Consider the following 19,026-nt stretch of genomic DNA (forward strand, 5'->3'; position numbering starts at 1 on the left):
ACTACAGGGACTGTGCACCCGGTTCCAGCAACCGCTTCGGATGCATGCCGTCGACCTGTCCGATAAAGGGCGGGTGAATGCTGTAGCCCAGCATTCGGCGAATGTCCTCCGATACCGCGCGGACCGTGTCGCGAGTCATCGACAGCGTGAACGCCTCCTGCGGGCGCAGCCACGGCTCGCAATATTGGGCGGTGAGCGCCAGCCGCGAATTCTCCGAACGATTCGCGCCGCCGCCGTGCCACAGAGTTCCGACGAAGAATACGCAGCTACCAGCCCGCATTACGACCGGCTCGCGCGTCTCGTCACCCGGAAGACGATCACCCCAGAGCTGGCTGCCCGGAATGATATCGGTGGCGCCGTTCTCCGCGGTGAAGTCGTCGATGGCCCAGATGGTGGCCGCCCCCAACGCCTTTCGCGGCCGCGGCAGCGGATAGAAACCGTCGTCGGTGTGCAGCATCTGCGCCTGCTCCCCGGGCAGGATATTGATCACCTGCAGCATCGAGAGCAGATAGTTCGGCAGGAACAGCCGATCCAGCAGCGCCAGCACCCGCGGATGGTCGGCGATCCGATCACACGAGCGCGTCTTGTTCAGCACACTGTAGATGCGCTGCGTCGAATGCCCCTCGAAGTTGTTGCGCCCCTTGAGCTCCAGCAGCGGCGCCACGCTCTCCCGAATCTCGTCCAGCTCGGCCGCCGACAACAGGTCCGGCAGGATCACGTACCCATCGCGCGCCACCGCGGCCAGATCCGCCTCCGCGACCGCCGCATCCACCTCCGCACCACCGCTGGCGGTGCGCTGGTAGGTGCCCGCCAGATCACCGTCGAGGTCGCGCAGCGACGTCACTTTCCCGCTCATGCCGCCATCCTTAACATAACTGAGTTCTGTTATCCTCCTGACTGTGGCACGCGCACCGATCGGACGTCAACAACTTCTCGACGCCGCCCGCGACGAACTGGTCCATGCGAACGGCACTTTGGAGCTCAGCGCACTGACCCGCCGCACGGGCCTCAGCACCGGCGCGCTCTATCACCATTTCGGTTCCAAGGTCGGACTGCTGGCTGCGATCTATGACGATTTCTATGAGGGACTCAGCCACGCCATCGCCGACGACCGCCTCCCCACGGACGGCGACTGGCCCACCCGTGAGCGGGCCCGCACGCACGGTTTCGTCGCGTACCACTTCGACCACCCGCTGGCCGCCCTGCTGCTCAACCGCGCGGCTCCCGATCCGGGCCTCACCGAAATCGAGGCCAACTACATCCGCAACCTCGCCGACGCGGCCGCCGACAATATTCGCCGCGGCCAGTCCACCGCGGAAATCCCCGCCGACCTGGACCCCGACAGTGCCGGCGCGTTCGTCATCGGCGGCCTCCGCGACGGCATCGCCCAGCAACTACGTGCCGTCCCCCGCCCCTCGATCGACCTTGCCGCCGAACGCCTCTGGCGGCTCACCGCCGCGGCACTGCACCTGAGCCGACCCGCCGCAAAATAACTGGCCTTCCGGCCGGACCCGAGCGACACTGCGACCCATGTCGATCTCCACAGCCGACCGGCTGGAAATCCACGAATTGCTGGCCCTGCACGGACATCTCAGCGATGGCGGCGACTTCGACCGCTTCGCCGAGGTCTTCACCGACGATGTCGTCTACGACCTGAGCGCGTATGGAGCGGGCATCGTCACCGGCCGTGACGCCTTGCGCGACATGGCACTTCAGCTCGGCGACAACAACCCGCTCGCCCACCACGTCACCAATATCGTCGTCTCCCCCACCGGCGCGGACACCGCCCGCGCCGTGTCGAAAGGACTGGCGGTCAACCTCGACGGCACCACCGGCAGCGTCACCTACGACGACTCCGTCATCCGCACCCCCGCAGGCTGGCGTATCGATGAGCGACGAGTCATCCCTCGCCGCAAACCGCTCACGCCCTGAAGCCGATCAGCGTATCCAGCTCCACACCCAGGTGCGCGGAGTGGTCGTAGCGCCATCCTCGCGGCCGAGTCGTTGTGGCTGTTGGGATTTGGCTGCGGATACGGTTCGCCAGGTCAAGGCCACGAGTACCGCCGCGATGACGACCAGCACAGCTCCGGTGATCATTTCGTCTCCCCCCACGGCAACCGGTTCGGCCGCCACATTCGTGGGGACCGCATCCGCGATCCCCACGTCATGATCACTCTCGATAACCCGCGACCGCAACCCTCCTCAGCGCCGGAAGAACCTGCACCGCAGTGATTCTCACAACTATGCCGAGAGATTGCCGGTCAGCAGGAAATGCTCGAGGCGGCCGGTGTAGGGAGCGGTGACGATGTTCTGCTCGGCCAGCCAGGCCTCGGAGTAGTACTTGTCGAGGTAGCGTTCGCCCGGGTCGCAGAGGAGGGTGACGACGCTGCCCTTTTCACCGCGGGCGAGCATGTCGGAGATGACCTGGAACGAGGCCCAGACGCCGGTGCCGGTGGAGCCGCCGCAGCGGCGGCCGAGTAGGCGTTCCAGCAGGTGGACGGTGGCCACGCTGGCGGCGTCGGGGACGCGCATCATGCGGTCGATGGCGTGCGGCATGAAGCTGGGTTCGACGCGCTGGCGGCCGATGCCCTCGATGCGGGATCCCTTGTCGGAGGTGACATTCCGGTCCAGGGTGCGCCAGCCTTCGAGGAAGGTGGAGTTCTCCGGATCGGCGACGCAGATGCCGGTGTCGCGCTGGGTGTAGTGGACGTAGCGGGCCAGGGTGGCCGAGGTGCCGCCGGTGCCCGCGGTGGCCACGATCCAGCTCGGCTCCGGGTACCGCTCCTGTTCGAGCTGGCGGAAGATCGACTCGGCGATATTGTTGTTGCCCCGCCAGTCGGTGGCGCGTTCGGCGTAGGTGAACTGGTCCATGTAGTGCCCGCCGGTCTCCTCGGCGAGCCGGGCCGCGACCTCGTAGACCTCGCCCGGGTTGTCGACGAGATGGCAGGTGCCGCCGTGGAATTCGATGAGGTCGATCTTGGAGCGCACGGTGGAGCGCGCCATGACGGCGATGAACGGGACGCCGATCAGCTTGGCGAAGTACGCCTCGGACACCGCGGTCGAACCGCTGGACGCCTCGATCACCGGAGCGCCCGGCCGCATCCACCCGTTGCACAGCGCGTACAGGAACAGCGAGCGCGCCAGCCGATGCTTGAGACTGCCGGTGGGATGGGTGGATTCGTCCTTGAGGTAGAGGTCGATGCCCCATTCGGTGGGCAGCGGGATGGTGAGCAGGTGGGTGTCGGCGGAACGGTTGCCGTCGGCCTGCACCTTGCGCACGGACTCGCGCAGCCAGGTGCGGTAGTCGATGTCGTAGCGGTTGATGTCGGTTTCCTCGACGGCGGTGGTGCCGGGGGTCACGGTGGTCATCACGATTCCTTTTGGTAGAGGCCCGATTACAGGCCCGCGAGGCGGGTGGTTAGAGACCGGCAAGCCGGAGCAGGGCGAGGACGACGACACCGGTGCCGACGGTGGCGTACATGTTCTTGGTCCGCCACGCGACCAGCAGCGTCGGCAGGGCGGAGAGCAGCAGGGGGTTGGCCACATCCAGGTTCAGGGCGTGGGATTGCGCGTCCGGCACGAACACCGACGGCGCGATCAGGGCGGCCAGCACGGCGGGCGGAATGTAGGCCATCCAGTGCAGCACCGACTCGGAGATGGTGAAGCGGTCGGCCAGAAGCAGTGGCAGGGAACGGATTCCGTAGGTGACGGCGGTCATGCCGACCAGGACGACGAGCAGGGTGGTGGTGCTCATGACAGGCTCTCTTCGGCAGTGGCCTCGGTGGTGTGCGCGGTGGCGCGGCGTTCGAGCAGCAGTCCGGCGGTGGCCCCGACGACGGTCGGCAGTACGACCGCCCACAGCGGCAGCCCGACGGCGGTCAGCGCGACGGCCAGGATTCCGGCCAGCAGCGCGACCTTCAGCTCGCGGCTGCCCTTGACCATCATCACCAGCAGCGCGAGGAACATCGCGGTCTGCGCGAAGTCCAGGCCCAGGGCCCGGCTGTCGGGGATGAGTTCGGCGGCCACGCAGCCCAACGCGGTGGAACCCGCCCAGGCGAAGTGGATGAGGAGATTGAAGATCCGGCATTCGGCGGCGGAACGCTGCCGTTTGGCGAATTCGGTGGAATGCACCGCGAACGCCTCATCGGTGAGCTGCCAGGCGAAACCCATCTTGTCGTGGCGGGTCCACCCGGCCAGGTTCGGCGCCTCGGTGAGCGAGTACAGCGCGTGCCGCAAATTCACCAGAAAAGTGGTGAAAACAATGGACAACGGTGAAATGCCGGTCTGTAGCGGGCCGAGTGCCGCGAATTGCGAGGAGCCCGCGAAGACGAAGGCCGACATGGCGATCGCGGCCCAGGCCGGCACGCCGAAGGTGGGAGCCAGCACGCCGAAAGCGAAAGAGACGGGCAGGTATCCGAGCATGACCGGACCCGCGGCGGAGAGGGCGGCGCGCCAGCGGCCACCCGGCGGAGCATCGTCCGCGACGACGGCTTGCGACGTTCTCGACCCGATTGCCAGTGCCATGGCTCCAACCTCTTTGTCGGTTCCTGATTACCTCTACGACGCTAGTCGAGCGAATCATTTTTAGGCACTGACCAGGGCGAATAAATCCCAACCATTCGTAATAGGGGGTGAAACTTTCAATAATGATCGGGCCCGGAATCGGGTGTCGCAGCCGACACCGGAATTCAGGCTGTGACGGCGCTCTCCACCAGCGGGGCGGTCGCCTGCAATTCGTCGATGACCGCGCGCACCGCGGGCACGGTCTCGAGTTTGGGCAGGGTGACCGCGAGGATGCGGCGGGTCATGGCGGGCTCGACCGGCATCGAGCGGACCGTGCCGGTGGCCGGGACACCGGACAGCGCGAGCTCGGTGGCCAGCGCGACGCCCAGCCCCTCGGCGACCAGGCCAACGACCGCACCGAGATTCTCGGTCGCGAACGCAATGTCGGGATGGAATCCGGCCTCGGCGCAGACATCGATGAGATGACCCCGGCATTGCGGGCAGCCCGCGATCCACTTCTCCTCCGCCAGCTCCGACAGCTGCAACGGCGTCGTCCGCCCGCTGCCCGCCAATCGGTGTCCCGGCGGCAGCAACACCCGCAGCCGGTCGGTGAACAGCGGCCGCACACTCAACTCGGAGAGATCCGGACTGCCTGCGTCACAGGAGCTTTCAGAGTCCGGCACCCGGCCCTCCGGGTAGTCGAAGACGAGTGCGATCTCGCACTCCCCCGCCCGCAGCATGCTCACCGACTCCGGCGGCTCGGCCTCGAGCAGCGCGATCTTCAGATTCGGTTCCGCCGCCCGGCTGCGCGCGATGGTCTTGGGCACCAGCAGCGAGCACGCGCTGGGAAACGCCGCCAGCCGTACCTTCCCCGCCCGCAGTTCGGTCAGCGCCCGGATCTCCGCCTCGGCCGCATCGAGACTCCCGAGCACGGTCGCCGCATGTCGACACAGCGCCTCTCCCGCCTCGGTGAGCTGCAACTGATGCCCCGACCGCGTGATCAACCCGGTCCCGAGCTGCCGCTCCATCGCCTTGATCTGCTGACTGATCGCGGGTTGCGTATAGCCGAGGTGCCGGGCGGCGGCAGAATACGACCCGGTCCGCGCGACCGCCCGGAAGATCTTCAGCTGTCTGACCTCCAGCATGCAGACCATCCTAAACAGCCCCGGACACCACCCAGCTACCTAAGCCGTCGCAGCGGCGAAGGCACCGTCGATAAGCACAGGAACGGCGCTACTCGAATCGATCTCGACCGCCACCGCGACATCGGCGCCGAACCCGATCGCGGCGAGTTCACGACCGGACGCACAATCGGTGACGGTCCCGGCCACATCCCGTTCGCCGACGTAGGCATTCCGAGCGCTCCGGGCCTCGGCCGACAGCGGCCCCGCGCCCAGCGCGACCATCGCATCGATCACTGCCGCCGCCCCGAACAAATCCTCGACCGCAGGCCGCAACACCTCCCGCCCCGGCCAATGTTCCCCCGCCGCAATCACTCCCACCGGAAACTCCGCAGTCCCCCACCCCTGCTTCACAATCCACTCGCCCACCGCACCCGCATTACGCAGACAAGCCGCGATCACCGTCACCCCATCCACCGCGGCCGAGATCGCCGACCCGTTCGGCGACGGCAGCACCAGCCGCTCCGGCACCGGCGAGCTCCGCAACGCCGCAGGCGACAACGACCATGGATGCTCATCGGTCATGGCCCTGCGCCCGACGGCCAGCCGAGCCTCCCGCGCGACCGCGAACTCTCCGGCGGTGTGATCCCTTGCGGGATAAGGAAACACAGTTGTCCCCAGATCGACGGCCACCGAGACCGCCGTGGTGAACGACAGCACATCGACCACCACGATCGCCACACACTCGGGCCCGAGCACCCGCGCCCCCGTCAATCCCCACTCGAACCGCACTCCGGCCCCACCCTGCCGCGCCCACTCCGGCCCTTCGTCCACCCCAAAACTCCTCTCCGCGTAGCCGTCCACCCTCCCACCACGATCAGCGAACCGCCACCTGGCCGATGAATGTGATGACGTCCTCGGCGAACCGCACGTGCTTGACGACGCCCTGGTGACCGATGCCGTGATAGATGGTCAACCGCGCGTTCGGAATACCGGCCGCGGTCCGGCGGAAGGTCTCGACGGGGTAGGAAGCGTCGTGGTCTCCACCGATCACGAGGGTGGGCGCGGTGATCTCGGCTAGACGCTCGCCGAGATCGAATGTGTCTTCGGCGTACAGGAATGCCGCGGTGTCGGCCGGGTTCTCGGGCCGCACCAATGGGTCGGCCAACCAGAGGATTGCGGTGATGAGCCGGACCACGGTTCGCGACCGGACCATGACCGGCGCGGTATGGTGCAGGCCGCGGCGTCCGGCCGCGACCGCGTTCGCATAATTCATCTGCGCTCGTCTGGCGGGCGCGGAGAGCGTGTCGCCCGAGGAAGCGACGGTCAGTGTCCGCACCACGTCCGGGTGATCGGCGGCGAGTTGCAAGGCCACCGAGCCGCCGGACGAGACACCGAGTACGTCGACGGCGGTGCCGAATTCGGCTCGGATCGCCTCGGCGTGCTGAGTGGCAATCTCGGCCATGGTGGTTCCCATCGGCATGCCCGGTGCGCGCCCCACCGCGTAGACCCGGAAGCGACGGGCAAGCGGAGCAAGGGTCTCGATCTCCGATCTGCGCAGCCAGCCGGTCGGATTGGCGTGGTCGGGAGTGAACCATCGCAGGAACAGCAGCGGCTGTCCGGATCCGAATGCGAGATAGGGCAGCCCGTGGGCGAGAGTGCCTTCGCACACGTCGAATCCGGTTGCCCGGCCGGTCTTCTTGATCATGGTCCCATGGTGTCGGCCGACGGGACGACAGTCGAAGACCTATTCCTTATCGGTGCTGGAAGCGTCAGTGATGACGAAGATCAGGGGATGAGGACGAGGCGGCCGCGTTGGCTGCCGGTGGTGAGGCGGGTGTGGGCGTCCGCGACGCGGTCGAGAGGCAGGGTGTCGGCGACGCGTGGGGTCAAGCGGCCCTGTTCGAGCAAGGTGGCGAGTTCGGCGAGGCGGGGGCCGTCGGCGCGAATCCAGGTGTTGGCGACTCGGATTCCGCGCAGGCCCGGCGGTTCCGCGCCGCCGACTACGGCTGCGAAGACGCCTTCGGATCGCACCGCGTCGAGTGTTTCCGCGCCCAGGGCGGCGGCGTCCACCGCGCCGTCGACGCCGCCGGGTACCAGAGTGCGCACCGCCTCGCCCAATCGCGCGCCGCGTGGGACGAAGTGCTCTGCGCCGAGCTTGCGCACCAGGGTCTCGTCATCGGCTGCTGCCGTGGCCACCACCCGAAGCCCTTGGGATACGGCCAGTTCCACCGCGTAGCCGCCGACGGCGCCCGCGGCGCCGGTGATCAGGACGGTTTGACCGGGTTGGAGATCGAGCAGGTCCAGGGACTGTGCGGCGGTCAGGGCGTTCAGGGGCACGGTCGCCGCCTCGACCGCGGAAAGTCCACGCGGCGAGCGGGCTACGGCCGTCGCATCCAGGACGACGTATTCGGCTTGGGTGCCCAGGGGTATGTCCAGGCGGTCCGACAGCCCGAATACTCCGTCGCCGACCGCGAAATCCGTGACACCGGGGCCGATCTCGTCGATCGTGCCCGCGACATCCCATCCGAGGCCGATCACCGCGCGCGGAACCATCAGACCCGCTTGCGCCAGACCACCTGTGCGGGTGTGGATATCGACCGGATTGACCGCGGCAGCCGCCACTCGAATCCTGACCTGCCCCGCACCCGTCGAGGGCACCGGAACCTCGGCCACCTCCAGGACCTCGGGACCACCGAACGACCGAATCACGACGGCGCGCATGCGAATTCTCCTCTGCTGCAGGTTTTCCTGTCTCTTCGGCAAACCTACGGAGTGTTACTCTCCAATGGGAAGTACGTACCTGCGAGTGCGTACCGTACGCGAAGGAGAGCCATGGCGACCAAGACCGCCGAGCAACGCCGCACCGAGGCCCGCCGCGCCTACGACGCCTACATCCAGGAGTGCCCCACCCGTCACCTGCTCGACCGCATCAGCGACAAATGGGTCAGCCTGCTGCTCAACGCACTTGCCGATGGTCCGCGCCGATACAGCGACCTGTCCCGGATCGTGACGGGCGTCAGCCAGAAGATGCTCACCCAGAGTCTGCGCAGCATGGAACGCGACGGATTGGTCAGCCGGACCGTCACCGCGGCGGTACCGGTCCGCGTCGACTACGAACTGACCACGCTCGGCCGCACCCTGCTTCCGGTCATGCAGGCCATCAAGGCCTGGGCCGAAACCCACATCGAGGACGTTCTCACCGCCCGCGACACCTACGACAACTCCGCGACCGAATCAGCGTGATCGGGTGCGGGGGCCGAGTTGGTCGCGGAACTGGCCCGGGGTGACGCCGGTTTCCTCGCGGAAGGCGCGGTAGAAGTGGCGGTCGGTCGCGAAGCCCGAGGCGGCGGCGACCGCGGCCAGCGAGCGGGAGGTGTCGGCTCGGATCAGGCGGCGGGCGTGGGCGATGCGCGTGCGTCGGACGATCGCGCCCGGTTCGCCGAAACCCTCGCACACGCGATACAGGGTGCGGCGGGAAATCAAGCAGGCGTGCGCGATCTCGTCGACCGTGAGGTCCGGGTTGGTGAAGTTCTTGCGGATGTAGGCCAGCACCTGTTGGCGGGTGTAGAGCGAATCGGTGGGGGCGGGCGAGGTTTCACCGGTGGCCAGCAGCAGCGCCGAGGCCATCATGCCCGCGGCGTCGGTGCCGAAGACGGTGACCGCCTGGGCCAGATCGTCGGGTCCTAGGTCGGCCAGGCCGCGGAAGAAGTTGGTGACCACGCCGAGCGCGCCGGTGGTGGGAACCGAGGTGGCGGTGGGCAACTGCTCACGGGTGAGGCCGGAGTGCTCGAGCACCAGTTGCAATGGGGCGCGCACCAGCGTGGACAGGCAATTGTCGGTGGTCCGGCTCTCCAGCGGCAGCCCGCTGTCGAAGAAGGTGATGGTGCCGGGCTTGCATTCGGCCACCTGCCCACCCTGCTCTGTCCAATTCGTCCCTTCCAGCACGATATTCACCAGCAGGAACTCACCGCTCGACTGCGCCACCATCTTCTTTGTCCGCAATGCCCGTTGCGCGCTGGCCTGCATGCGCGACACCGCGAATCCATCGAATTGGGTGGTGGTGATTTGTCCGTGCCAGTGACCTTGGCGCAATGGCTCGATCACCGTCGGGGCGACCGCGTCCGACATCAGGGCTTCCCACTGCTCGAACGCCTGACGTGGCGAAAGGGTCGAGGACGATGAGATCTCGACAGCGCCGAATACGGCTTGCTCCACGCGGGTAATCTTCCCACCACAAATCGTTCAGCAACCACGTTTCGCGCGAGATCTCCATTCGGTTCGCGGTGAAGGCCACGACCGTGACCTCAGGGAACGGGCGAACCGCTCATCAGCAGCGCTGTCAATGTATACAGACGCTCGATTCGGAGCGGCGATCCGAGATCTTTGTAGTGCCACAGTGGAGTTCGCACGGAATCGGTCACCGCACTGTCGAAGGAATCGGCAAGAAAAATGTGTGCCCGCCGCAACGCGGCGGCCACCACCCGCTCCGCAGCGGGATTCGTACAACTGCCCAGGGCGTGCACCGCGCAGGCCGTCTCTTCGGTGGTGGAATGCCAGATGCCCCAGGAACCGTCGCGCCGCTGGGTCGCGAGCAGCCAGGCGAGGGCGCGCGCCACCGCGAGGAGAGCGTCGGCGGAGAAGTCGAATTCGATGGCGCGCGCGAGCGCCATGGCCGCGGCGGCGGTCGGCGGATACGGAGAGGCTACCGACCGGTCGTCCCAATGCCCGTCCGAATGCTGCGCCTCGACCAGCGCACGCACGGTGGCGGATTCGCGCTCCCGCTGCACCGGGTGCACGCGCGGGACGGTGGTCAACGCCTCCAGGACATGCGAAGCCTGCAACACCTGTGACCTCGGCCCGAGCGCCGCCGGGCTCGGAAAGCGCAGCAGGCAGCGGGGATCCACGGGATCGTCCCACGAGTTCAGCACGAACACCGCGAGCGCCGTGTCGTCGGCGTCCGGCGGCAGCCCGGGCGCGACGGCCATCCCGTCCGCGCGCAGGGCCGACCGCAGCGACGCGCTCAGCGACGCGGTGAATCCGGTCGGCAGCGGGAACCCGAGACGCACGAAAAGGGCTGCCGCCACGACCCGTTCGAAGTTGGTGACGGGCGCGAGAATCGGCCACAATCCGTGATGGCGGACCGCTTCCCGGCGCAGATACCGTTGCGCGCCGTCCAATTCGACGTCGCTCCAGCGAATCGCGCTGGCGGTCAGGGCCGGTGCGCACCACACCGATCCGGCATGCAACTGTTCCTCGGCGCGCCAGCCGCGCGGTGGGAGTTCCAGCAGCTCCAAGGGAAAGTCCCGCCACGCCGTCTGCCGCCCGTCGACCACCCGGGCTTGCCGCCGCGCACACCCGTCGGCATTGCTGCGCTGCGCGATTCGGGCGCGACTCGCCGCCGTGCCGTAGCGCGCACCGTCGAAACCGGGCTGGGCGACAAGCCGTTCCAGCAGGATCGGCACCGTGCAATCGACCGCCTCCAGACTGGGCAGTCGGTCCGGCGCAAAGACTTCCGGGTCCGAGAACAGGAACTCCGTCCCGCGCCGCGCCGCCTCCCATACCCGGTCCGCGGCGATCGGCGCGTCGGCGGGCAGTGCCCGCAACGCGCACACCACCGCCAGCGTCGGCACCACCCGATACCGCCGCGGCGCATGCGGACTGCCCCAGCTGCCGTCCCGATTCTGACTGCGCGCCAAGGCGTTCAGCCCCAGCCGCGCCAGCGAATCGGGCAGTAGCCGAGGGGTTTGCCAGGCCCGCCCGAGCACCCCGGCGGAGGCGTAGGCCGACCCGGTCAACATGCCGTCGGGATCCTCGTCGACCAGCCTGATCAACTGCCACAACGACATCAGAGCACGCCTGCGCAGCGCGCCGATGGATTCCTCGTTCACGGGTGCTCGCAGGGGTTGCGGACGAGACGGGAACTCCTTCACCATACGCCGCCGTCCGGCCCGTGACCGACGCCACCGAAAGCCAAATAGCTTGCCGCGCTGCAGATCTTGCGAATCCGGTAATATCCGTCCTAATTGTCGGTTATCCTGGCGGCGGAGGGATTCCGCCTCCGGCCGAGTGAACCCGAGTGTTGTCAAATGAATGAACACGATCTGCGGCAACTGGAGATCCCGCTTCCGTTCGCGCCGCAACGGCATTCCATGAGCGATCGAGCACAGGAAAGAGTTCAAATCTGGGCGACGCGATTCGGATTACTCGCCGACGATGCCGCGGCACGCCGGTTCGACTCTCTCGGATATGCGCGCTTCTCCGCATATTGGTGTCCCACCGCATCTTTCGCCGACATGCTCCTGGTCGCCGAATGGATCACCGTGTTCTTCATTTTCGATGATTTGCAGAACCAGGCGATCACCACGGGCCGGCTCGACGACTACGACCGGCTGCGCCATACCGCGTTGCAGGTCGTGCACGAACGTGGCTGCTCCGGACAGGTGCCACCGGTCATCGCGGCGCTGTCGAATCTGTGCACACGGACCTTCCCGCGCAATTCCGCTGCCTGGCAACGCCGTTTCGAATTGAATCTGGAATTGTGGCTCATCGGCCACGCACGGGAGAATTCGTTCCGTCAGGCGGGCCGCTCGCCGAGTCCGGAGGAATATCCGCGACTACGCCGTGACGCTTCCACGGTATTGCAGACCGTCGATCTGGCGGAAATCATCGAGCACATCGAACTGCCCGACGCGCTTTACTTCGGGCCTTCGTATCAGGAGATCATCGCCACCACCGCCGATATTATGTGCTGGACCAATGATCTGCATTCTCTGGCAGTCGAATACGATGCCGAGGACACCATCAATATGGTGACCACACTGCGTGATCATCGGGGAATGGATTTGTCGGAGTCGGTGGCGGAGGTGCGCCGTCTCATCGATGTCAGAATTGCCGACAGTCAGGCCGCAGCGCAATCCATCACGGCCGAAATGGATGCCTTGCATCTGCCGCCGCGAATCCGCAACGGTGTCCGCCGCTGCATTCGCGACTGCCAATCCGCCATGGCCGGAATGGAATTGTGGGATCGCACCGACACCGTGCGCTTCACCCCGGACGCGGAGCTGGACGACACCCGGAATATCGACTACAACAACGGGTTCCTGGACTCCTCGGCCATCGGCCGGGCGGCTCAGGGAGATTCGCGGAGGGTGTAGCCGACACCGCGGACGGTGTGGATGAGCGGGGCATGGCCGGTGTCGACCTTGCGCCGCAACTGGCTGACGAAGGTCTCGACGACGCGGTCGGCGCGGCCTTCCTCGGCCTGCCACACCCGGTCGAGGATCTGCCGCTTGCTGACCACCTTGCCCGCGTTGAGCATCAGATAGTGCAGCAGTTTGAACTCGGTGGCCGACAACCAGATCTGGGCGCCGGCGCGGTAGACGGTGTGCGTGCCGGGGTCGAGTTCGAGGTCGGCGAAACGCAACCGCGCGGGCGCGTCGTCCTCGCCGGGTTTGGTGCGGCGCAGGATGGCGTGCAGTCGGAGCACTACCTCTTCGAGGCTGAACGGCTTGCTCACGTAGTCGTCACCGCCCGCGCTCAGTCCCTCGATCCGATCCTCCACCGCGTCGCGCGCGGTCAGGAACAGCACCGGGACTTCGCTGCCCTGCGCCCGCAAGCGCCGAGCCACCGTGTAGCCGTCGAGATCGGGCAGCATGACGTCGAGCACGATGACGTCGGGCGGCCGCCGGGTGGCGGCCTCGAGCGCGGCCCGGCCGCTGCCCGCCCCGGTGACGTCGAACCCGCTCAGCCGCAGCGCCGAGCACAGCAGATCCAGGATATTGGGCTCATCGTCGACCACCAGCACGGTCGCCGCGTCCGCCGCGATGCGATCGGTCACGACAGCCACCCTAGGCGCGCGCACGCCATCGACCGTTGATTGCCCATACCGAGCATCCTGGTCGTGGCGACCACGGCGCAACCTCGGTGTCAGCTGTGCGGTTGCTGTGAAGGGCCGTCGGTGGCCGCCGGGAAGACGATGCGGAAGGTCGTCCCGACGCACGGGGCGGTGAGCAGTTGGACGCGCGCGCCGTGCGCGGTGAGGACGGCCGCCACAATGGCCAGGCCCAGACCGAAACCGCCCGCCCGCGAGCGGGATTCGTCGACCCGGTAGAACCGGTCGAACACGTGCTCGGCCTTGGCGAGCGGAATCCCCGGACCGTTGTCGGACACCTCGATCAGCACCGCGGGATCCCCGACGGGCAACTCCACTCCGGCCATGGCCACCACCCCGGTGTCCGGCGGCACCCGCCCGGCGGCCACCCGCACGTCGATCTCGGCGGTGGCGGCGGTGTGCATGAGGGCATTGCCCACGAGATTCGTCAGCACCTGCCGCAGCCGGTGCGCATCCCCCACCACCCGCACCGCCTCGGCCGGAAGATCAAGTTCCACAACGCGATCCGGATGCCGCACCCGCGCGTCCAGGACCACCTCGTCGGCCAACGTGGTCACGTCGACCTCGGCGAGATCCAGCGGCCGCTGCTCGTCGAGCCGTGCCAGCAGCAACAGATCGTCGACCAGCAACCCCATCCGCGCCGCCTCGTCCTCGATGCGGCGCATCATGGTCGCCAGCTGCACGGCATCCGCCCCGCCCCCGAGCCGGTACAACTCGGCATATCCCCGAATGGACGTCAGCGGCGTCCGCAACTCGTGCGAGGCGTCCGCCACGAAAAGTCGCATCCGCGACTCGGATTCCCCCAGCTGACGCATGGTGGTCGACAGCCGCTCCAGCATCACATTGAACGCGGTCCCCAACCGCCCGACCTCGGTGTGCTCATCCGCATCGGGCACCCGCCGATCCAGATCCCCGGCGGTGATCGCCTCGGCCGTGTGCTCGATGCGCGACAACGGCCGCAACCCCACCCGCACCAACCACGCCGCGACCCCACCCAACACGAGCAGTAGCGCCACACCCGCCGCGATCTCGATGGTGCGCAGTTCACTCGCGGTCGCGTAATAGCCGTCCAGCGGCATCACAACGGCGGCCGTCCCGCCCTGCGGCTGCACCTCGGTGGCGGGCTGCACGACCGTGCGCACCCGCCAGCGCGAACTGCCGCCGATCTCGCCGACCTCGAAGATCCGGCTGCCGCGCGCCGCGACCGCGGCGGTATCCATGGGCGGCAGGTCGATGGTCGTGTTCCCGACACCGATCCGTCCGACCTGGGTGCCGGTGGTGTCGAAGAACAGAATCTGGAACGTGGATGGCAGCCCCGACACCTCGTTGTCCGGTTTCGGCGGCGGCGGCGGTGGGTGATTCGAGGTCGACACGTCGGCGGCCGAACCGTTGAGTTGCGCATCGATGCGCGCGAGCTCGGAGCGCGCCAGCATCGACGTGCTCAACAAACCGAACGCCGTCAACCCGATCGCGGTGACCGCCACCACGGTGACGAGCAACCGCGTCCGCAACGTCCACCGCCGCAGCCGCCGAAACCGCGGCGCGCGTGCCACCTCGGTGTTCGGCGCGACGCCCGTCGCCTCACTCACCCATCCACCGCCTCACCGATCCACCTAAACACAGCCCGGTGTCGGATCCGCGGACGCGCGCGCACCGCCGGTGCGCACCGAATCCGCCGCTACCTGCTGATACTCCACCGCGACACCCCGGCTGTTCGACCACCGCGCCGAGCGTAAACGGCCAACCTCCGGCGAACTCGAGAACAGCCGGGCACGCGTCCGCAACCGATGACTCCGCCGACCGCGCGGTTGATCCTGATCTGCGCATTTTTGCCGGAGGCGTGCTGATCGAATCCGGTGAGCTGCCCCACCCACTATTGCCAGCGGGCTCACAGGTTGGCACCACATTCCCCCGAGGCGTGGCTACCAGGATCGCCTTCGACGACCGCCGGGACGACTCGCGCGGTGACGGAAGGACGAGGTTATGACATCGACTGTGCCGCGGCCGGAGGTGACCGGCGCGCACCGACGACCCGCCGCGGACACCGCGGACCGCCGGACCGCCGTGGCCCGGCTGTTGCTCGGGCCCACGGACCAACCGCGCTGGGCGCGACCGGGACTGCTCGTGCTGCTCGCGCTCACCGCCGTGTTGTACGTGTGGGATCTGAGCGCCTCCGGGTGGGCGAACGAGTACTATTCGGCGGCCGCACAGGCCGGGTCGCAGAGCTGGAAAGCGTTGCTGTTCGGGTCTTTCGACGCCGGGAATGCCATCACCGTCGACAAGCCGCCCGCCGCCTTGTGGGTGATGGGGCTGTCCGGCAAGGTGTTCGGGTTCAGCCAGTGGTCGGTTCTGCTGCCGCAGGCGCTGATGGGTATCGCGTCGGTGGGGCTGCTGGCCGCGACGGTGCGGCGAATGAGCGGGCCGGGGGCCGGGCTGCTGGCCGGGGCCGTCGCCGCGCTGACGCCGGTGGCGGTGTTGATCTTCCGGTTCGACAATCCGGACGCGCTGTTGGTGCTGCTGCTCGTCGCGGCCGCCTATTGCACGGTTCGCGCCATTCAGGCTGCCGGTGACCGGGTGTTGTCCGCGTCGACCGGATGGCTGGTGCTGGCCGGGGTCGCGGTCGGGTTCGGGTTCCTGACAAAGATGATGCAGGCGTTTCTGATCCTGCCGGGTCTGGGACTTGCGTTCCTGATCGCCGCGAACGGGCCACTGCGGCAACGCATCTCGGCGTTGATTCTGGCGAGTGTCGCGGTCGTGGTGTCGGCCGGGTGGTTCATCGCCTTGGTGGAGCTGTGGCCCGCGGATTCGCGGCCGTACATCGGCGGATCGACCGACAACAGCCTCTGGCAGTTGGCGATCGGCTACAACGGCCTGGGTCGCATCTTCGGCGGCAGCGGCAATATGGGTGGCAGCGCTCCGAGCGGTGCCGACGTGCCCGAGTCCATGCACGGCTTCGCCGGATTCAGCGGAACCTCCGGCATCACACGCCTTTTCAACACCGAGATGGGCGCGGAAATCTCGTGGCTGCTCCCCGCCGCACTGATCGGCCTGGCCGCCGGACTGTGGCTCACCCGCCGTGCGCCGCGCACCGACCGGACCCGCGCCGCCTTCATCCTCTGGGGCGGTTGGCTGCTGGTCACCGGACTGACGTTCTCCTACATGAGCGGCACCGTGCACCCGTACTACACCGTGGCCCTGGCCCCGGCGATCGGCGCGGTGCTGGCGCTGGCCGTGCGTGAATTGTGGTCGCGCAGGACGCATCCGGCGGCCCGCCTGACCCTGGCCGCAATGGCAACGGTCACCGGCGCATGGTCGTTCGTGCTGCTGAACCGCACCCCGGACTGGTTCCCCTGGCTGCGCTGGACGGTGCTGATCGGCTCGATCCTGGTGGCACTGGCCGTGATCGCCGGTACCCGGCAGTCGCGCCGCTACGCGGCCACGCTGGCCATGGCCGGTGTGCTGTTCGGCCTCGGCGGTGCCAGCGCCTGGGCGGTAGCGACCGCGAGCCAGTCGCACAACGGCGGCAACCCGACCTCCGGCCCGACCACCAGCCAGGGCTTCGGGCCCGGCGGCGGCCACGGCCCCGCAGCCTCGTCCGACACCACCGACGTGGTGAAGCTCCTCGAGCAGACCAGCGACCGCTGGGCGGCCGCGAGCGTCGGTGCGGGCAGTTCCGCGACACTGGCCCTGGACTCCGGCAAGTCGGTCATGGCGATCGGTGGATTCACGGGCAGCGATAACTCCCCCACTCTGGCGCAGTTCCAGTACTACGTCTCCACCGGCCAGGTCCGCTACTTCCTCGAAAGCACCTCCGGCATGGGTGGTCCCGGCATGGGCGGCACCGATTCGAGCTCCTCCCAGATCACCGCCTGGGTCAAGGCGAACTTCACCGCCCAAACGGTCGGCGGCACCACCGTCTACGACCTGTCCCAGCCGCACACCGCATGAGGGCCGAGCATTTGCGCGGCCTGCGGCCGGGTCCGGCGGTGGACCTCTATTTCACCTCCGCCGCAAACAATCTCGTGGCCGCGGCCCGCACCCTCGAGGAGATCCGCCTCGAGGGTGCCGACCCGCGCGCCGTGCGCCTGCGGCTCTCGGCATTCGAACGGGTCAGCCACCAACTCACCGAGCAACTGGTACGGCTGCTGGTGGCCGAACAGTTCGCCGTCCCCGATCGCGCCGAGCTCTACCGGGTGGGCAGCCGCCTCGACTACGCCGTCGACCACCTCGAATCGGTGGGCCGGATGATCGAGATCCACTGCCTCACCGTCTTTCCCGACGAGCTCCTGCACCTGATCCGCCTGGCCGCCGACGCGGCCTGGAGCACCGCGCAGGGCATCGCCCGGGTCCGCTCCCCCGAGGTCATGCCGCCGTATTGGCTGGATCTGCACCGCATTTCGGACGAGGCGGATCACACCCTGCGCAAGCTCTACGCCCGCCACCTCGGGACGGATTGCCCCGCCGGCACCGCCGCCCTGCACGACATCAGCACCGAGACCGCCGATGTCGTGCACCTGCTGGATGCCTCGGCCCGCACCATGCGAGGCATCGTCGAACGGTGGACCCGAACCGCGTGATCAGCCGATCGGTGGTGCGAGGTACTCCAGCGCATAGCCCGCGCCGGAGGGCGTGACGAGGGCGATGCCGGGTGAGTCGAGATGGGCGCCCGCCACGAAATGGTCCGGCCGCACGAGCTGTTCGAGGAGGATCGCTCGTGCGGCACGAGCCTGGGAGTGGTCGCCGTCGAGCTCCCAGGACACCGCGGGCTGCTCGAATTGCAGCGTGGGGACGTGCACGGTGTCGCCCCAGACGAGCAGATGCCCGGCGCTGCCGCCGATGTCGTAGACGGTGTGGCCCGGTGTGTGTCCCGGTGTCGGGATCGCGGTGGCCCAGTCGTTGATCGCGATCCGCTCCGAGACCGGGACGACCCGATCGCGCAGCGGCTCGAGCCGTCCGGTGAATACCGAGGCATCCGCCGCACCGATCCACACGCGCTCGAGCTTGCCGAACGCCTCCGAACCGTCCGGCTTGACCAGCCCGCTGACGTGATCTTCGTGTCGATGCGTAATGGCCACATCGGTGATCTGCCCGGGGTCGACGCCCGCCTCGTCGAGCGCCTCGTAGATCAATCCCATGGTGGGGTCGTGCCAGACATTCGACGCGCCGGTGTCGACGAGCACCGACCGGGTGCCGTCGGTGACATAGAAGGCGTTGACCGCCAGCCGCAGATTGTCACCGACCAGCGGCACGGCAACCGGCAGCTGTGGGAGCGTACGCCCCTGTTCGTCGCGCAGCCGGGTGGGTGGCATGTCGATGTACCCGTCTCGCAACGAGATCACCTGCAGCTCACCGAATTCGAAGGTGGCGTGGTGCCGGCCACTCGAGATCAAACGCATGGAGCCTCCATCGTTTCGGGCGCGCCTCTCGCGCGTCTCCGATAGTAGACTCTATCTTCTTTAGAAGAAACGTACACTCGGGCAGCGAGACACCCATCGATCGAGGAGCACG

General features: G+C 67.7%; 20 protein-coding genes. 6 read left to right on the forward strand and 14 right to left on the reverse strand.

All coding sequences use genetic code 11. From position 1 onward, the window contains the following. Window position 1: 1 nt before the first annotated feature. Complete coding sequence (locus ACYVN4_RS08055; RefSeq protein WP_460718812.1) at window positions 2–856, reverse strand: phytanoyl-CoA dioxygenase family protein; 855 nt, start codon at window positions 854–856, stop codon at window positions 2–4. A 43-nt stretch (window positions 857–899) separates the two neighbouring features. On the opposite strand from ACYVN4_RS08055, the gene ACYVN4_RS08060 reads away from it, so the two are divergent. Both ACYVN4_RS08060 and ACYVN4_RS08065 read left to right on the forward strand, forming a co-directional pair. Continuing rightward, entirely contained in the window at window positions 900–1,493 is a 594-nt protein-coding gene (locus ACYVN4_RS08060; RefSeq protein ID WP_460718814.1) for a TetR/AcrR family transcriptional regulator, read from the forward strand. A 37-nt stretch (window positions 1,494–1,530) separates the two neighbouring features. Further along, on the forward strand, window positions 1,531–1,932 hold the full coding sequence (locus tag ACYVN4_RS08065; protein ID WP_460718816.1) for a nuclear transport factor 2 family protein: 402 nt from the start codon (window positions 1,531–1,533) through the stop codon (window positions 1,930–1,932). A 6-nt stretch (window positions 1,933–1,938) separates the two neighbouring features. Here ACYVN4_RS08065 and ACYVN4_RS08070 read toward each other — a convergent pair whose 3' ends face one another. From ACYVN4_RS08070 to ACYVN4_RS08105, 8 genes are all read right to left on the reverse strand, one after another. Beyond that, complete coding sequence (locus ACYVN4_RS08070) at window positions 1,939–2,097, reverse strand: hypothetical protein (RefSeq protein WP_460718818.1); 159 nt, start codon at window positions 2,095–2,097, stop codon at window positions 1,939–1,941. A 144-nt stretch (window positions 2,098–2,241) separates the two neighbouring features. Beyond that, window positions 2,242–3,369 carry a PLP-dependent cysteine synthase family protein gene (locus tag ACYVN4_RS08075; protein WP_460718820.1) on the reverse strand — a complete coding sequence of 376 codons (1,128 nt, stop codon included), beginning with the start codon at window positions 3,367–3,369 and terminating at the stop codon, window positions 2,242–2,244. A 49-nt stretch (window positions 3,370–3,418) separates the two neighbouring features. Beyond that, window positions 3,419–3,754, reverse strand: a complete 336-nt coding sequence (locus ACYVN4_RS08080) for an AzlD domain-containing protein (protein ID WP_460718822.1) — start codon at window positions 3,752–3,754, stop codon at window positions 3,419–3,421. Then, on the reverse strand, window positions 3,751–4,524 hold the full coding sequence (locus ACYVN4_RS08085) for an AzlC family ABC transporter permease (RefSeq protein ID WP_460718824.1): 774 nt from the start codon (window positions 4,522–4,524) through the stop codon (window positions 3,751–3,753). The genes ACYVN4_RS08080 and ACYVN4_RS08085 overlap by 4 nt, the downstream gene beginning before the upstream one ends. 164 nt (window positions 4,525–4,688) lie before the next feature. Further along, window positions 4,689–5,648 (reverse strand): LysR family transcriptional regulator, encoded by a 960-nt coding sequence (locus ACYVN4_RS08090; protein WP_460718826.1) that lies wholly within the window; start codon window positions 5,646–5,648, stop codon window positions 4,689–4,691. A gap of 39 nt (window positions 5,649–5,687) precedes the next feature. Continuing rightward, the gene (locus tag ACYVN4_RS08095; protein ID WP_460718828.1) at window positions 5,688–6,458 is read right to left on the reverse strand and encodes a 2-phosphosulfolactate phosphatase; all 771 of its coding nucleotides are present in this window, start codon (window positions 6,456–6,458) and stop codon (window positions 5,688–5,690) included. A 43-nt stretch (window positions 6,459–6,501) separates the two neighbouring features. Continuing rightward, window positions 6,502–7,332, reverse strand: a complete 831-nt coding sequence (locus ACYVN4_RS08100) for an alpha/beta fold hydrolase (protein ID WP_460718830.1) — start codon at window positions 7,330–7,332, stop codon at window positions 6,502–6,504. A gap of 80 nt (window positions 7,333–7,412) precedes the next feature. Continuing rightward, window positions 7,413–8,348 carry an NADP-dependent oxidoreductase gene (locus ACYVN4_RS08105; protein WP_460718832.1) on the reverse strand — a complete coding sequence of 312 codons (936 nt, stop codon included), beginning with the start codon at window positions 8,346–8,348 and terminating at the stop codon, window positions 7,413–7,415. A 111-nt stretch (window positions 8,349–8,459) separates the two neighbouring features. Between ACYVN4_RS08105 and ACYVN4_RS08110 the strand changes: the two genes are divergently transcribed. Beyond that, window positions 8,460–8,870, forward strand: a complete 411-nt coding sequence (locus ACYVN4_RS08110) for a winged helix-turn-helix transcriptional regulator (protein ID WP_460718833.1) — start codon at window positions 8,460–8,462, stop codon at window positions 8,868–8,870. On the opposite strand, the gene ACYVN4_RS08115 is transcribed toward ACYVN4_RS08110, so the two are convergent. Together ACYVN4_RS08115 and ACYVN4_RS08120 are read right to left on the reverse strand one after the other, a co-directional pair. Continuing rightward, window positions 8,862–9,842: a helix-turn-helix domain-containing protein gene (locus tag ACYVN4_RS08115; RefSeq protein ID WP_460718835.1), complete on the reverse strand. Its 981-nt coding sequence runs from the start codon at window positions 9,840–9,842 to the stop codon at window positions 8,862–8,864. The genes ACYVN4_RS08110 and ACYVN4_RS08115 overlap by 9 nt on opposite strands. Before the next feature lie 89 nt (window positions 9,843–9,931). Next, the gene (locus tag ACYVN4_RS08120; protein WP_460718837.1) at window positions 9,932–11,515 is read right to left on the reverse strand and encodes a hypothetical protein; all 1,584 of its coding nucleotides are present in this window, start codon (window positions 11,513–11,515) and stop codon (window positions 9,932–9,934) included. A gap of 198 nt (window positions 11,516–11,713) precedes the next feature. On the opposite strand from ACYVN4_RS08120, the gene ACYVN4_RS08125 reads away from it, so the two are divergent. Continuing rightward, window positions 11,714–12,781, forward strand: coding sequence for a terpene synthase family protein (locus ACYVN4_RS08125; protein WP_460718839.1), 1,068 nt, complete (start codon window positions 11,714–11,716; stop codon window positions 12,779–12,781). On the opposite strand, the gene ACYVN4_RS08130 is transcribed toward ACYVN4_RS08125, so the two are convergent. Together ACYVN4_RS08130 and ACYVN4_RS08135 are read right to left on the reverse strand one after the other, a co-directional pair. Beyond that, window positions 12,757–13,464, reverse strand: coding sequence for a response regulator transcription factor (locus ACYVN4_RS08130; RefSeq protein ID WP_460718841.1), 708 nt, complete (start codon window positions 13,462–13,464; stop codon window positions 12,757–12,759). The genes ACYVN4_RS08125 and ACYVN4_RS08130 overlap by 25 nt on opposite strands. Before the next feature lie 89 nt (window positions 13,465–13,553). Next, window positions 13,554–15,107 (reverse strand): sensor histidine kinase, encoded by a 1,554-nt coding sequence (locus tag ACYVN4_RS08135; RefSeq protein WP_460718843.1) that lies wholly within the window; start codon window positions 15,105–15,107, stop codon window positions 13,554–13,556. A gap of 394 nt (window positions 15,108–15,501) precedes the next feature. On the opposite strand from ACYVN4_RS08135, the gene ACYVN4_RS08140 reads away from it, so the two are divergent. Both ACYVN4_RS08140 and ACYVN4_RS08145 read left to right on the forward strand, forming a co-directional pair. Further along, entirely contained in the window at window positions 15,502–17,466 is a 1,965-nt protein-coding gene (locus ACYVN4_RS08140; RefSeq protein WP_460718845.1) for a glycosyltransferase family 39 protein, read from the forward strand. Then, complete coding sequence (locus ACYVN4_RS08145; RefSeq protein WP_460718848.1) at window positions 17,463–18,095, forward strand: hypothetical protein; 633 nt, start codon at window positions 17,463–17,465, stop codon at window positions 18,093–18,095. The genes ACYVN4_RS08140 and ACYVN4_RS08145 overlap by 4 nt, the downstream gene beginning before the upstream one ends. On the opposite strand, the gene ACYVN4_RS08150 is transcribed toward ACYVN4_RS08145, so the two are convergent. Then, complete coding sequence (locus tag ACYVN4_RS08150; RefSeq protein WP_460718849.1) at window positions 18,096–18,914, reverse strand: MBL fold metallo-hydrolase; 819 nt, start codon at window positions 18,912–18,914, stop codon at window positions 18,096–18,098. Window positions 18,915–19,026: the final 112 nt, after the last annotated feature.

This window comes from Nocardia heshunensis, from assembly GCF_054782115.1.